10 protein-coding genes are annotated in these 13,850 nt (G+C 37.3%); 1 reads left to right on the forward strand and 9 read right to left on the reverse strand.

Annotated features, from left to right (window positions below):
- Positions 1–11: 11 nt before the first annotated feature.
- The 5 genes from K345_RS0112810 to ptsP are packed head-to-tail and all read right to left on the reverse strand — an operon-like array spanning position 12 to position 8,765.
- Positions 12–1,598: a TonB-dependent receptor gene (locus K345_RS0112810; protein WP_028974499.1), complete on the reverse strand. Its 1,587-nt coding sequence runs from the start codon at positions 1,596–1,598 to the stop codon at positions 12–14.
- Positions 1,595–4,423, reverse strand: a complete 2,829-nt coding sequence (locus K345_RS0112815) for a tetratricopeptide repeat protein (RefSeq protein ID WP_028974500.1) — start codon at positions 4,421–4,423, stop codon at positions 1,595–1,597. Before K345_RS0112815 ends, K345_RS0112810 begins: the two co-directional genes overlap by 4 nt.
- 28 nt (positions 4,424–4,451) lie before the next feature.
- Positions 4,452–5,705, reverse strand: coding sequence for a hypothetical protein (locus tag K345_RS0112820; RefSeq protein WP_028974501.1), 1,254 nt, complete (start codon positions 5,703–5,705; stop codon positions 4,452–4,454).
- Between the two features lie 2 nt (positions 5,706–5,707).
- The gene (der, locus tag K345_RS0112825) at positions 5,708–7,042 is read right to left on the reverse strand and encodes a ribosome biogenesis GTPase Der (protein ID WP_028974502.1); all 1,335 of its coding nucleotides are present in this window, start codon (positions 7,040–7,042) and stop codon (positions 5,708–5,710) included.
- On the reverse strand, positions 7,029–8,765 hold the full coding sequence (ptsP, locus tag K345_RS0112830) for a phosphoenolpyruvate--protein phosphotransferase (RefSeq protein WP_028974503.1): 1,737 nt from the start codon (positions 8,763–8,765) through the stop codon (positions 7,029–7,031). Before ptsP ends, der begins: the two co-directional genes overlap by 14 nt.
- An 87-nt stretch (positions 8,766–8,852) precedes the next feature.
- On the opposite strand from ptsP, the gene K345_RS23590 reads away from it, so the two are divergent.
- A complete protein-coding gene (locus K345_RS23590; protein WP_028974504.1) occupies positions 8,853–9,614 on the forward strand; it encodes a GerMN domain-containing protein in 762 nt (253 codons plus the stop codon).
- On the opposite strand, the gene K345_RS0112840 is transcribed toward K345_RS23590, so the two are convergent.
- From K345_RS0112840 to K345_RS21020, 4 genes are all read right to left on the reverse strand, one after another.
- Positions 9,588–10,379, reverse strand: coding sequence for a TlyA family RNA methyltransferase (locus tag K345_RS0112840; RefSeq protein ID WP_028974505.1), 792 nt, complete (start codon positions 10,377–10,379; stop codon positions 9,588–9,590). The genes K345_RS23590 and K345_RS0112840 overlap by 27 nt on opposite strands.
- The gene (locus K345_RS0112845; RefSeq protein ID WP_037572413.1) at positions 10,376–11,167 is read right to left on the reverse strand and encodes a TIGR00282 family metallophosphoesterase; all 792 of its coding nucleotides are present in this window, start codon (positions 11,165–11,167) and stop codon (positions 10,376–10,378) included. The genes K345_RS0112840 and K345_RS0112845 overlap by 4 nt, the downstream gene beginning before the upstream one ends.
- 14 nt (positions 11,168–11,181) lie before the next feature.
- Positions 11,182–12,714: a ribonuclease Y gene (gene rny, locus K345_RS0112850; protein WP_028974507.1), complete on the reverse strand. Its 1,533-nt coding sequence runs from the start codon at positions 12,712–12,714 to the stop codon at positions 11,182–11,184.
- 52 nt (positions 12,715–12,766) lie between these two features.
- A partial coding sequence (locus tag K345_RS21020; protein WP_037572415.1) for a hypothetical protein occupies positions 12,767–13,850 on the reverse strand: 1,084 nt, incomplete at its 5' end.

Raw genomic sequence — 13,850 nt, forward strand, 5'->3', positions numbered from 1 at the left:
TTCACAGATTATTAAAATGATATTCGAGCTTGTAAATTAACAAGGAACCCTGGTTCTAGATAAGTACCATAGAGTTCCCGTCCCTCTGAGATAAAGGGACTTAACAGGTCTTGTCCTTCCAAAGCAATAACTAAGCCCTGATTCACTTTATAATAGCCCTCAATATTGGATTGTGGCATGGAATCTGAACCAGAATTACGTAAAATATACCAATTGGTCCATCTAATACCCCATTGAGAGACAGATTCATAACCGAAATCCCAGGTTACTTTGGTATAATCCTCATACCAAGAGTCTTCGAATAGAGTCAACTCTAGTCCCCCATTGGTATAAAATCCATTATTTTCGTAACCAATAGTAGATTTTGGTCTTAATTGGGGGCCATCATCTTTTTCTGTTACAAAAAGACCCGATTGTGCTTCCAAATCCTTGGTAATGACCTGTCGGGACTCATAATAGGAATAGGGGACATTGAATGAGAGATTAAAGGATGACCATGTATAGGATGCTGATATTCCCCCAGTCCAACCAAGATTCTCTTTTAAATCAAGAGTGGGCAAAAGATATAAATCATTAATGAGGGAGGTAGAGTAATACTCTTGTATTCTTCCCCCATAGACTTCAAAACCCAACTGGTAGTTAGGACGATAGGATAATGTTAAATGAAAAGGTGACCATAGGGCATCATTGAATCCCCATCCTAACTGACTGTCTATAGAATATCTAAAGGTTCCCTTTGCCCCTTCACTATTCATCTCAACACCAGCCATACTTTTTGATCCTTTTTCTACTGACCAATACTGTCCATAAGGGGCAGCCTTTATGGAAACATCATCAGAGAACCACTGAATACCACCAGAAGCCTTCACACGATTCTCATTGGTATCATAGGGATTCGTTCCGGTTAACACACTAAAGAAGCCGCTATACTCCCCATAACCTAAAACATTCCAGTGTGGTTTTATATTCCAGGTCACATTACCATTAGCATCAATATTCCTGGTGCGTTGTGATTCATATTCATTCAGGCCACCACCGTTTTGAAGACCATCTTCTCTTTCTTTGAAGTCTAAATTACCACCAAAGGTCAAAAGATCTTTTTGAATACTTAAGTCGCCATGAAAGATTTCCTGTCTATTGTAACTACCGCTTCCGGCACTCTGATAAGAATCACCAGACCAATAACCATCCATAGCCTCATGAGAAAACTTGAGATCAAAATCGGGATTGCTATTTGGCATAGAAAGCTCAATTTGCCCCATCAGGTAATTCATAGAACCTGCCCCTATAGCCCCTGAAGCATAATAAGGGATTACTCTGTTACCTGTGGTCTCCGGTGTTATTTCTATAGAGTCATTAAGGACAATGGAGCTCATGTCTACTTGTAAATCCTCTGGCTGAGGTAGAGGTAGCTCAATATCAGGAGAACCTAACTCCTCCTGAGAAGGTAATATTGTTTGTATATCATCCAAATCTATATCCTGCACTTCGAGCATTAAACGGGGAAGGACGATCCCCGGTTCTTCTGGAGCTTCCTGCCCAAAGACCAAGGAGGTAGAAATAATTGTGAATATACCTAATATTAATAACTTTCTCATTTGTGAGCCTCCAGTAATTCTTGGCCCTTTGTCACCCAGGGGGTATCACTGAAATAGGACTTGAGTCTTTGGAATAAAGCCTCAGCATCTTTATGTTTATTGGCTTGAAGACTCATATCCATAGCCCGATATAAACTCATAGCCATCAGATCTCTATCTGAGGGATTCATAGTGGCGGCTTTCAAATATTCTTTTCCTGCTTCAAGAGGATCATTCTCTCTCGCGTAATATTCTCCTAATAGAAATTGAGCTCTAGCTGCCCAGTAAGGATCTTCATCGTATTTGCTTATAACATCTTCCAACATTTTAATAGCTAACCCTTGTTTTCCTCGACTCTCATATATATAAAGTCTACTTAATGAGACGAGGGCTTCCCTTCCTTTTGCTGACTTAGAACCACCTTCTTTACCAATGATTACAGATAATTCTGCTTCTTGATCACTTAAACCCAAAAGTTGCAATCGTAACTGCTCTGACCTGGTCTCTGCCTGTAGAGAATTAGCAGCAGCAGGATAAGAAGATATTAACTCACCATATAAATTAAGTGCTTTACGATAGTTCCCTTCGCTAGCATAGATTTCTGCAGAACGATATAGGGCATCGGATCTGTAAGGACTGTTAGCGATATCCAGTAGTTCTTCCCAAAGAAGTAATGCTCCAAATTTTTCATCTATATTCTGAGCTGCGATACCGCCCCAATAAAGAGCATCATCATAGTACTCTCCTTTAGGATAATCCTGTCTATACTGATAGAAAGACTCTTTAGCTTTACTATATTCACCTGCCTGAGAGTATGTCTCTGCGATGCTATACGCTGCTTCCTGGCCTATGGAAGTTGAAGGATTGATATTCTGTGCCTTTTTATACATGGCAATCCCACTATCGACACCTTTTAAAGTAGTAAGTATTCGTGCTGAACTCATTGCCACTTCCTGAGCTCTGGTGGATTTACTATCCTTATTCAGATAGTCTTCAAACACTAGTAAAGCATCGTTATCTTTGTCTTCGTTAACCAGGGTGATACCTAGTAGCTGAAGGCTTTTAAGAGATCTCTCTGTACTTATACTTCTGTCATTACTTAAAGATCTAAACACTGATTCTGCTGTTGGAAAATCCTCCATAGTAAAAGAACACCAACCAGCCATATACCGACTCTCCTCAGCAAATTCATGAGCAGGGAATTCCTTATACAATTGAGTAAATAAGCGAACAGCTTCTGGATAGTTGGGTAGGCGATAGTTAGCCCAGCCGGCATAAAATAATGCATATGCTTTCAATGAATAGTTACTATTATCACCCTTTAATGTTCTTGTGATAGGCATAAGATAGCGAAGAACACCATCATAGTCTTTGTTATTCAAGGAACATAAACCTTTTAGATAGGCCAATTGAGGAGTATTATTTGGATCTTTTAAATTGAGAACTTTGGAATATTCCCCTTTTTGATAATAAAGGTTGGCAAGTTCAATTAAGGCAATCGAATCCTTAGGATTAACAAGGATATAACGCTCATATGTTGTAATACCATCCTTATTAAGCTTCACTTCCAATTGTCCCTTGAGTCGTAAGTATTTCTCATTTAATGAATCATTCAATGCAACTGTGGCAAGGGGAGTAATATATTCATAAGCCTTTTGATATTTTTTTTGTTTATAGAGAGCAAAAGAACCAAGATACCTTGCTTCTCCTATAAACTCAAATTGAGGATACTCTTTTATGAGAGTATCCATTGTCATAAAAGACTGTTCCCATTGAGATTGCTTTATGAGTAGGGAGCCCCATTTGAATAGTAGATTGGATCTTTTATCTTGAGATATATCGGTGAAACTCTGAATCACTTGGATCGCTCCCGGGATATCACCTTTTTGCTCCATAATTGAGCTTAAATACAAAGGAACGGTTCCTGATATATTTTGGCTATCTTTGAGATCCCAAACTCTCCACAAATAGATTTCAGCCTTGTCGTAGTTATTTTTCTGATAATAATCAATGCCTACACGAAGCCAAAATTCTTTTAGGATACCAGGCATTCCTGCTAAGTCTCTTTCGGCCTGCCTAACAAAAGCTTCCATATCATCCCCATTTGACTGGGCTATGAGAAAATAACGTTGATAGGCAACGGCTGCTATATCTTGTTCGGCTCCTAACAAACTTCTGGTAATAGCACTTGATTTAGTGTCATCCCCTTTAGAGTCGTATGCTTCTGAAGCGTATAAACTTAATTGGTGATAGACATGGGTATCTTGTAAAGCTAGTTTTTCATATATTTCAATCAATTTATCATATTCCTGTAATTTGAGAAGAACGGAAAAATAAATGACTAATTCATCTTTATATTTGCTATACGACTTTTGTTCCTGATAAAATTGTTGAAATACTTCAGCGGCCTCTTTATTTTTGTTAAGCTTCGCTAATGAAATACTTGATAAGCGATCTGCTTCTTCAGAATATGCAGAATCATTCGATGTCTTAGATAGATAATCTAAAGCATCTTGCCATTGACCCAGTTTAAAATAAGAAGCTCCTAACCAAAAGGAGGCATCATCCATGCCTTCTGGATACTGATTTAAATAATTAAGCCACAGATTCTTGGCTTCTTCATCTTGCCCCAATCTCATAGTTGCCAAGGCTTCTCCATAATAGGAATCCTTTAGATACCGTGACAGGGGGTATTTCTTAATAATTTGTTCATACTGGTTTAACGCCAGTTGGATTCGACCTGCTTGAAAATGCTCTTCTGCCTGACGGAAAAGAATTCCATCCTGACTAAAAGCTGATACTGTTAGGACGCACGATATAAACAGAAATATTATGACTTGTTTCATATGATAAAAAATACATCAGCCTAGAGGATTATTCAACGATAGGAAGAGAAAAGTCTGCAGGAACTTTACTATAGGTTAAATGGACAAAGGCGCCTTCATATCGACTTTTGAGTGATTTAATACTTGTTTTGTGATTTCGTTCAAATACTTCCACATGATAATTACCATCTTCATCAAACCAGGGAATGAAGATAGCAACATGAATATGTTGTCTTAATACAGGAGCTGTTCCAAATTCTTTATTAACCGATCCCCAATAAATATTACCTGGATCTTTAATAGCTTGTATATATAGAGCAAAATCCAAATCATCAATGGAATATCCCACATCTTCTACATAGTTAATAAAAGGTATATCTCGAACATCATATTTTTCTGGATTCTCAAAATCAGGTTTGCCAGTTAAGGAACCTAAGGTTAAAGCGATATTACGAGTCCAATCTAAACCAAAATAGGGATCGCGGTTTTCACGTGTTCTGCTCCAGGTATTCCCTCTGGACTCCAAGTGCTTTGTTTTCAGACCTTCTATATTCATTAGCCGCCCCCATATGGGCTTATAAAAACCATCGGCAATCCATTTGGCAAAACCAGAACAATTAAAGCCAGGACCTTCATCTTGATCTGATAAAGATTCAATAAATACAAATTGGCCGTTTTCATCCATAGCCCCATCCTCAGCATCTCCTAAGGAAGGCAAAGCTTTTGCAATAGAGCTAATGACATTTTGTAATCGTTCTGGGAATCTACCTGGCTGGGGAACTAGATTATTCCAATCTATCAAGGAATCAGAATTTAATTGCAGACTATAAAAAGGGTATTTTAATACATCTTGAAAGGATAGGGATAAATTAATTCCTTCATATAGCATTTTGCCTCTCAAATATATATCCATAAAAGTCCTTTCATGACTGGGATATATTCTTAGGAAAGTCCCTTCATCGCTTTGGAGAAAAATCTTAACTTGAAGAAATTCTCCAGTTTTTTCATCTCTTTTAACAACATAGGAACCTCTGCTGTATACAGGGAATTTATAATCCATTTCATTTAGAAATAAAAAATAAACACTCCCCGCCTGTTGCTTTAAGTCGAACTTTACCCTATGTGGACTTCCAATCTGTTCATAAACAAAGGCCGTCTCATCTAGTATATCGGCGATAGGAGCCGTCATTATTTTATTGTATTTTTGCCTGATCTCGAAGTTCTCAGGAAAACTACTTTGGGCATTAATGATTTGAGGCCAGCTAACCAGCACCATAGTTATTATTAATGCCCTAATCTTCATGATTATTTAGACTCCCGTACTTCCACAAGAATAGGAATATGATGGAATCCAAAATCTCTTCGGATCCTATTAGTAATATATTCAATATATGCGGCAGGGAAACCGACTTTCCTATTAACAAAGTAGACAAAACTTACAGGATTTGCACTCACTTGAGTTATATAGCGGATCTTACGTGACTTACCTTTTACATTCGGTGCTGGATTTTGATCAACCCAATCAGCCAATGCTTGATTTAATCGCCCTGTATCAATCCGATTTAAGCGTTGTGTCTGTACTTGAATTACCTTGTTCAGGAGTTCTTTCAATCCTGTCTTTTCTTTGGCAGAAATAGTTAGAATGGGAGCAAAATCAAGGATTGGGAAAAAATATCTAATCTTATCCTTTTCAGCATCTTCCAAATTCTCGATATCAGGTTTTAAATCCCATTTGTTCAAGACTAATAAGATACCTTTTCCATGTTTAACAACATGATCGGCGATCTTCTTGTCTTGATCTGTTAAGCCCTCAATGGAATCAATCATCAACAGGACAACATCTGAATCATCAATAGTGCTAATGGCTCTATTGACAGAATAGTATTCTACATTTTCCGCAACTTTCTTCTTTTTTCTTATTCCCGCTGTATCCAATACTTGAATATTTTTACCTTTGTAGTGAAAAGACCCTTCAATCACATCACGAGTGGTACCCGGGATATCAGAGACAATAGATCTATCCTCTCCTACAAGAGCATTTGTTAGTGTAGACTTTCCAGCATTTGGCTTACCTAATATGGCAAGTCTTATATCAATAGGATCACTCACTTCAGTATAATCAAAATTCTTTGTCTCAAGATAGTTCAGTATTTCTTCTTCCAGCTGGGCTATTCCCCTTCCATGAGTAGCAGAAATACCAATAACTTTTTCAAAACCATAGGAATAATAATTCCAAACTAAGTTCTCCCGCTCTTCAGAATCAATCTTGTTAATCACTAACATGACCTTTTCTGTGTACGGCCGCAACATCTTCATAAAGCTTTCATCTTCAGGAGTTACTTCTGTAACATCCAATACTAAAAGAATGAGATCAGCTTCCGATGCAGTCAAGAGACTTTTTTGGGATACTAATTCGTCAAAACCTTCATTTTCCAGCTTATATCCTCCAGTATCCACTAGTCTCATGGGGATACCGGATATGTTATAAGATCCTTCAATGGGATCTCGAGTAACTCCTGGTGTGGGATCAGTAATAGCTTTTCTTTTTTTTATCAATCGATTAAATAATGTAGATTTACCTACATTGGGTCTTCCAGCAATAGCAATTCTTGGCAAACCAGCTTCTCTAGGTGATGTCAAAACGCTCCTCCATCCATCTTCTTACATGCTTATCAATTTCACGGGAGGATCGCATTAACATTACATTACCAACAAGCTCTTCAGCTTCTAGAAGACTGGTGGATCGAATGATGCCTTTTATTTTAGGTATCATATAGGCACTCATACTGAATTCATCTAGGCCTAAACCTAGTAAAATAACAGTGGCTAAGGGATCTCCTGCCATCTCGCCACACATCCCCGCAGTGATACCTTGGGAATGAGCACCTTCTATTATGATTTTTAATAATCTTAATACTCCCGGATGAAACGGTTCATAGAGATATGCCACTTTTTCATTGCCACGGTCAACCGCTAAAGTATATTGAATGAGGTCATTTGTTCCAATTGATAGAAAATCTACCTTTTTTGCTATGATTTCAGTGGTCATAGCTGCTGAGGGGACTTCTATCATACTTCCAATAGGAATGTTATCACGATAAGGAATCCCTTCTCTTTTAAGTTGATATTTTACTTCTTCAAGGATAGCTAAAGCACGCTCCAACTCTTCAATCCCCGAGATCATGGGAAACATGATTTGCAAATTACCTGAAATACTAGCCCTAAGAAGAGCTCTAAGTTGAGTTTTAAATATATCAGGTTCACTCAGACAAAAGCGTATAGCACGCCAGCCTAATATAGGATTATTTTCATTTTTTATATTTATGTTCTTTAGTATTTTGTCCCCACCAACATCCAAAGTTCTTATGGTAACAGCTTTACCTCCTACGCCTTTTAACACAGAGGTATACGCTTTATACTGTTCTTCCTCTGATGGCATGGTATGTTTACTCAGGAATAGAAACTCAGAACGATATAACCCGACACCGTCTGCACCATGTGCAAAAATGGAATCCACTTCTTCCGGAACTTCAATATTACCCTTTAAATAAATTAACTTGCCATCTTTGGTTTCAGCAGATAACTCATTCATATAGAGGAGCTGACTTTCTTTCCTCTGCCATTCTTGAAGATGACTCTGATAAAAATCTAAGGTGGCTTGATCAGGATCTACGATGACAATCCCATTATTGCCGTCAATTATGAGGAGATCTCTATTCTGAATTTCTTCTGAAATACTTCCTAACCCCAAGACTGCCGGAATTTCAAAACTACGAGCAAGTATAGCTGTGTGACTGGTTTTACTCCCAACATCAAGGGCCATCCCTTTGACATGTTCTTTCCTCATTGCAACAGCATCTGAGGGCATTAAATTATGAGCTACAAGAATTATGTCTTCTTTAAGATTAGATAAATCCAAAAGGTCCCGATCCATTAAATGATTCAGAACTCTCCTACTAATGTCATTAAAATCTAAACTTCTCTCTCTTAAATATGAGTCCTGAAAGGAATTCATTTTCTGAATCAAATTATCCATGACTTTTTGGAGTACCCATTCAACATTTAGTAGAATTTCGGTCATCATCTTTTGAATTTGGAGAGAAAGGTCCGGATCACGCAACATGAGTATGTGGGCGTCCAAGATATGTGAACTCCCTTCGAAACTTGAGAAGTCGGTCTTCTTTTTTATATCCTCAATCTCTGCAACGGCTTTCCCTACCGCTTCCTCAAAACGATTCATCTCCTGTGTGATATCGTCATGTTTGATGGAAAACTTAGGAATAGAAGCCTCATCATCCTGATATAGAAAAGCTTTACCGATTGAAATGCCTTTAGAAGCAGAAATACCGGTATATCGTTTCATCATAGAAAACTATACGAAACTTTTTGTACTATGTCAAACTAGACCTATTCACTGGACAATTTAATATTGCATGGTTAATATTACAACATGAAAAAGCGTCAAATTCCCACCAGTGTTCTTGTTTGGATAGCCTTAGTTTTATTTGTACTAGTAGTGTTTTTACTTAACCGAAAGACAATTGAACATGTACTGGAAGTCACTGGCTTTGTTGATATTGTTCAAGAAAACTGGGAAATCAAAGAACCAGAATTACATCCCACTTATCTCGACGACTCTACTTATAATCCTGATCTATCTGAAGAAGAGAAGGAAATAGCTAATGAAGCTACGAATACTGTCGTTGAAAATCAAGTAGAAGACTCGAATCAATCTCTACCTGTGGATTCTGATTCAAGAGAAGAAAAGGAAGATTCACAAGATCGAACGAGAATTAGTACCTTATATTTCCTAAAGGTTAATAATGATGGTAAAATTCTTTTAAGGAGTTCAGAGAGACAGATTCCTTACAGTGAATCGCCTTTAACATCTACACTTCATATTTTATTAGCAGGAACAACACCAGAAGAAGCTAACGATGGTCTCATAAGCTTGATTCCGCATGATAGTAAGTTATTGGGAATAAGTGTTGCAGATGGGATCGCCGTAGTTAATTTTAGTGAGGATTTTCAATTTAATCAGATTGGAATTGAAGGATACGACGCACAGTTAAAACAAATAGTATACACAGCTACAGAATTCAGTACAGTGAATAAGGTTCAGTTTTTGATTGAAGGAAGGAAAGTTCCCTATTTGGGTGCAGAAGGATTATATATTATGGACCCCTTAGGCCGAGAAGTCTTTGAGCAGTAAGTCTACCTTATTAATTAAATATTCCTTGTTTTCTTGAGATGGTGCTTTAGTGATATAAAATATGAATTCCTGGTTACCTTTCCTTCCTCTAATAGGAGAAGGGACAAGCTCCTGGATTCCGAATCCTTGTTGGAATATCTTATCTATTACCTGTAATAAGGTGGTTCTGATCGCGTGGGGATCCTTTAACACACCAGTAAAACTATCATCTTCTTCTTCGTACTCAAATTGAGGTTTGACAAGTGCAAGCATCCAACCTTCTGTTGTTAAGGATAAAATATGCTCAACAATATTTGTTAGAGAACGAAAACTTAAATCTGCAACAGCACCTTGGGGAGAAGGATCGAGGGTATTAAGGCTCAGGGATAACACATTAGTTTTTTCAAGGTTATTAACTCTATCGTCGTTTCTCAATGTAAACGCTAATTGATTGTATCCCACATCTACTGCATGAACATATTTAGCAGATCTCTTTAATAGACAATCTGTAAAACCACCGGTTGAAGCACCAGCATCTAACATAACTTTGTCTTTGATATCAATATTTAATATGTCTATGGCTTTATCTAATTTGTATCCACCTCTAGATACGAACTTTTTAACTCTAATATGAAAAATAGCATCTACTGGAAACTTCACTTTAGGATTGGGGCATCTTTCGTCCTCCCAATATACGTTCCCACAAAGGACATAGGCCAATAACTTTTCACGGGTGTATTCGGGATATTGCTCTACCAGTAGATCCAAGAGGATCGACTTCTTCATAAAGAAGAAGTCTCTTGAACTTTGGTGATTTCTAAGGTACGCCCATTATCAGGATCTATTTTTACTAATATACCATGTATTGTCGCATTACCATCTAAAACTTCCTGCCTTAGAGGCATTTGAGACAAACTTCTTTCTATAGCTATCTTTGGGTCAAATCCAATAACAGAATCTTTGACACCTGTTGATCCTATATCAGTTATATATCCAGTACCATTAGGTAATATTCTCTCATCATTGGTTTGAATATGGGTATGAGTACCCCAAACCATAGTTACTTTACCATCCAGGTGTTTTGCAAAGGCTTCTTTTTCCATTGGTATTTCACCATGAAAGTCTATCAATATGTTCTTTATTCCCGAGAGTTGTTTACGGGTCAATTCACTTGCCTTTCTAAATGGGCAGTCTACATTTCCCATCTGTTCTCTTCCCTGTAGATTGACAACAGCCAAAGAATGACCTTTTATTTCAGTAATGTAGTACCCGTGGCCCTGAGGTTTCCCTGGATAATTTTCCGGACGTAGAACCTGGGGGTGTTTATCCATATAGTCTAAGATCTCTCTTTTTTGCCAGACATGGTTACCAGTGGTTATAACATCAACACCTTGTGCCATAAATTTATCTGCAATCTCCGGTGTTATTCCATATCCATCAGCAGCATTTTCACCATTTACAATAATTATGTCAGGTGCATGTTCTTTTTTTAAATTTTGTAATCCTATAAAAAGGGCCCTACACCCTGGTTGTCCAATGACATCACCAAGGATAAGGGCTCGTATTTCACTCATTTGAACAATAATCCTTATCTTGCGTATTCAATTATTCGAGTCTCACGAATAATAGTTACCTTAATTCTTCCTGGATATCTTAATTCATCCTCAATTTGTTTTGCAATATTTTTGGCAAGTGATTTTGATTCTGTATCATCTACTGTATCTTGATTAACCATGATTCTAAGTTCACGACCTGCCTGTATAGCAAAGGCTTTTTCAACTCCTTGATAACTTTCAGCAATTCTCTCTAGATTTTCTAAACGCTTTATATAGTTATCAAGAGTCTCTCTTCTAGCACCCGGTCGAGATGCACTTATAGCATCTGCTAACTGAACTACAATAGCTTCCACACATGTTGGATCTACATCACCATGATGAGATGCAATAGCATTAATTACCCTCTCATCTTCACCCCACTTTTTAGCAAGATCAATTCCTACTTCTACATGAGTCGCAACACCATCAGTCTCCATACCTTTACCGATATCATGAAGTAAAGCACCTCTTTTAGCTATTTCCCGGTCAGCACCAACTTCGGCAGCAATCATACCAGCCAAGACAGCTACTTCTTTTGAGTGAGTCAATACATTCTGTCCATATGAGGTTCTAAAGTGTAATCGGCCTAATGCTCTAATACCTTCTTGATGAATATTATGTATACCTAAATCAAATAGTATCTTCTCACCTTCTTCAAAGATGATTTGACTTATTTCCTTGGTAACTTTCTGTACAACTTCTTCAATTCTGGCAGGGTGTATTCGACCATCGGAAATCAATCTTTCTAATGAAGTCTTTGCAATTACCTTTCTAATCGGATCATAACAGGAAATAACGACTGCTTCAGGAGTATCATCAATAATAATGTCTACACCTGTAAGGGTCTCAAGGGTTCTAATGTTTCTTCCCTCACGACCAATTATTCTACCTTTCATTTCATCAGAAGGGAGACTAACACTCGTAACGGTTATCTCAGAGCTTACATCAGTCGCAATACGTTGTATCGTTGTAACTAATATATCCCTTGCTTTCTTTTCAGCGGTGAGATTTGCCTCTTGTTCAATTTTGTTTATTAATCCTTGAGCATCATGACGAGCTTCATTTTCCATGCTCTGAATAATAAGTTTCTTAGCTTCATCTTGAGTTAAACTACTAATCTCTTCGAGTTTAACTCGCCAATTATCTTCTTGCTTATCTAATTCTAGTCTTTTCTCATCTATTGCCTTATCACGGGTAGCTAACTCTTTTTGCTGCCGTTCAATCGCGGTAAGCTTGTTATCAAGATTATCTTCCTTTTGTAAAAGCCGTCGCTCGAACTTCTGCAGTTCATTCCTTCTTTCTCGATATTCCCTTTCCTGAGCATGTCTATCTCTTAAAAGTTGATCTTTACCTTCAAGAAGAATTTCTTTCTTCTTGGCCTCAGCCTCTTTTATTGCATCTTGTTTCAGTCGTTTCGCTCTTTGTTCTAAAGAGGAAAGCTGATACTTAGCGTATATCCACCTAGCTAACCAGCCTAATCCTATACCCGTGGGGAGGCAAATAGCTATCAAAATCCAAGTGCGCATATTCTCCCCTTACTTACTTTGTTTAATTTCTAAGTAGTTTGCATTATATACCCTAATAAGAAAAAGTCAAGGATTCAATATTGACGGCATTTGTAGCAATCTGAGAGGGGCTATCTACGGTTGTTTTATAAAATAAGATAAAAATTCCCTTATTTTGATTAACCCGTATAGGCATAACCAAAAGAGAATTCATATAGTGAATATCATTTTTGTCAAAATAACTATTTTGAATATTGGGGAACTCTTCTATGTCAGGCAAAAGCAAACTATTTTTAAGATTAAATAAGTACTGATACATATCACTTTTTGAATTCTCATGTAATCGCTCAACAGTAGTCTGACTTAAGCCAAGAGAAGCAACGCAAGTCAGTTCTTTGTTAAATTCAAGAATCCCACCACAAAATCCTCTGAAATACTTTGAGAGCTGAACCATTCCCTGTTTCAAATTATTAACTTTTGGGTCCTGCTGCATATATGTATCGACATCAAAAAAATGATCATTCCAATAATTATTGAGAAGATCTTCAATATTTTCAGTATCTTCAAAAATGTCAGGCCAGATATCCTCATCATTAGTATTATGTTTTGTGTCTAAAACAGTATCTACTAATTCTTTCAATTGATGATTGCTGCTTTTCTTTTCTGATAGATTATCACTTAACTGAAAGACACCATCGACCATAATAACTGCATCTTTCGCAGTTCTATCTGTATTCTGATTTGCTATAGTAAATTCAATGTAACGACCTTCGAAAACTATGGGATTATCTAATTCACTATCATAAGTAGTGATACTTCTATCTTCATACCCTTTTATTAGATCATAATTTGGTTCTTCGATATTATTTACAATAATACTGTTATGTACGCCCGTCATTCCCTCTAAATAGGCCTCGCCATCTATTTCTACTATAGGTAATTCCATAAGATCTTCTTTAGGAATAGCAGGATAAGGTGTTATTTGGGGAATTTCTTCAAGGATTCCAAACGCATCCTCATTACTGTTATAATATGTATCTAATTCTTCACCCTTCCTATTGGCATCGAACTTCTCCAAAAGCTCTGGCTCCAAAGATAATTGAAGTTCAGTATTTTTATTGACATCATCTAACTCTTCGGTATCATCTAACTCTTCG

It is taken from the genome of Spirochaeta cellobiosiphila DSM 17781 (assembly GCF_000426705.1).
GTDB classification, from domain to species: Bacteria; Spirochaetota; Spirochaetia; order DSM-17781; family DSM-17781; genus Spirochaeta_E; species Spirochaeta_E cellobiosiphila.